This window comes from Streptomyces sp. TP-A0356 (genome assembly GCF_001417775.1).
Taxonomy (GTDB): domain Bacteria; phylum Actinomycetota; class Actinomycetes; order Streptomycetales; family Streptomycetaceae; genus Streptomyces.
In genome coordinates this window covers 1-1,619 of the sequence record NZ_BBZJ01000006.1, presented here as the reverse complement: position 1 = coordinate 1,619, position 1,619 = coordinate 1, and the positions used below count along the sequence as shown (strand labels likewise).

The window sequence follows — 1,619 nt, the reverse complement described above, 5'->3', positions numbered from 1 at the left end:
TGGGGGTTCAGGCCCAGGAGGGACAGGATCGTCGGGGCGATCTGGGTGGTCTCGACCTGAGCAGTCTTGGTCATGCCCGCGGGGGTGCCCGCGCCGGAGATGACGAGCGGGACGTTCAGGTCGTCAGCGTGGGCGCCGCCGTGTTCGGCGATCTTCTTGGTGCCGCCCGTGTAGACCACACCGTACTTGGCGATGCCGAACAGGTCCGGGACCCGGGCGTCACCGGGCTTGACGCCGAAGTACTCGGCGGCCTCCTTGCCTGCGTAGACCCTGCTGAGCCCGCTGTTGCTGAAGGACTTGGTGGGCTTGCCGTTGATGTCGGTGCCCTTGCCGCTCTGCGACAGCAGGTACTGCTTGGCGAACGAGGTGGCCTCGGCGGAGCGGTCGTTCAGCCACAGCAGCATGCCGTCGTCGTCCACGGAGTGCGCGACGAGCTGGCCGGCGCCCGGGTGCTTCTTCTTCCAGGCGGCGTTGAGTCCGTCGAGCAGCGGACCGTCGTCCACGCGGGTCAGGGCCGTGGGATCGGTGGGCGACTGGCCGTGCTTGGCGGACAGAACGATGTCCGTGCTGGAGGCCAGGCCCTTGGCCTTGATCTCCTTGACCATCGCGCCGATCTCGGTGTTGACGTAGTCGAGGTTCTTCTGCAGCAGCGGGCCGGGGACGCCCTTGGAGGCGTAGCCGCCCTTGAGGCCCTCGGAGGAGGGCAGCTTCTGCGCGGTGGAGACCGACTGGAAGTTCATGCCGAAGATCGCCGGGGTGCCGACCTTGTGACGGCCGCTGTGGTCGTAGCCGTCGATCTCGTTGAGGACGGCCTTGACCTTGTAGCTGTCGTACTGCTCGGTCGCCTTGTTGTCGGTGGTCCAGTCGTTCCCGGCCGGGTAGCCGCCTGCGTCGCTGTTGATCTCCGGGGAGAACTGGTCCTGGATGCCTGTACCCGAAGGGCCGTTGAGGATGTCGTAGGCGATGTGCTTGTCCGACCAGGCGGTGCGCAGGCCGGCGTTGCGGGCCACGTTGAAGACGGTGTTCACCTGCAGGTACGAGTGCGGGTAGACCGGCTTGCAGGTCGTGGGGTCGACGGGCAGCTTGCTCGGGTCGAGCAGGCTCTGCGGCCGTCCAGTCATCTGCAGGATGCTGCCGGGCAGGTTCTTCAGGCCCTGACCGGCATCGAGGGAAGCCTTGTTCTTGTCCATGTCCTCGGTCATGTCCACCTCGACGCCGGGCTTGACGCCCTTGCAGTGGGTGGTGCCGGCCGGGAGCAGGGCGTGGTTGTACACGTCGTCGTAATAGACGCCGGTGGTACCCGGGCCGCCGCCGGTGACCTGGGCGGTCATGCCTGGGAAGGAGTCCGAGGGGGTGGTGGTGTGCGCGTTGGTGTAGTGCACGCCGCCGTTCACCAGTCGGGCCAGCGCGGAGCCGGGGTGGCGGGCGATGTACCAGGCCAGATCCGACTGGTGCAGACCGTCAACCGACAGCAGGAGGACGTGCTTGGCGGCCACGGGCTTCTGCGGCGCGGCCGAGGAGCCGGTGAGCTCCGACGCGGCGGCGAGCGAGCCTCCGGCGACGGTCATGGCGACACCGAGGGAGGCGGCCAGTCGTATGGATCGGCGGTTCACAACTAA

The 1,619-nt window shown here is 67.5% G+C and carries 1 protein-coding gene; it reads right to left on the bottom strand.

What is annotated here, in order from left to right:
- A partial coding sequence (locus ASC56_RS00050; RefSeq protein WP_055489033.1) for an alkaline phosphatase family protein occupies window positions 1–1,568 on the bottom strand: 1,568 nt, incomplete at its 3' end.
- Window positions 1,569–1,619 lie beyond the last annotated feature (51 nt).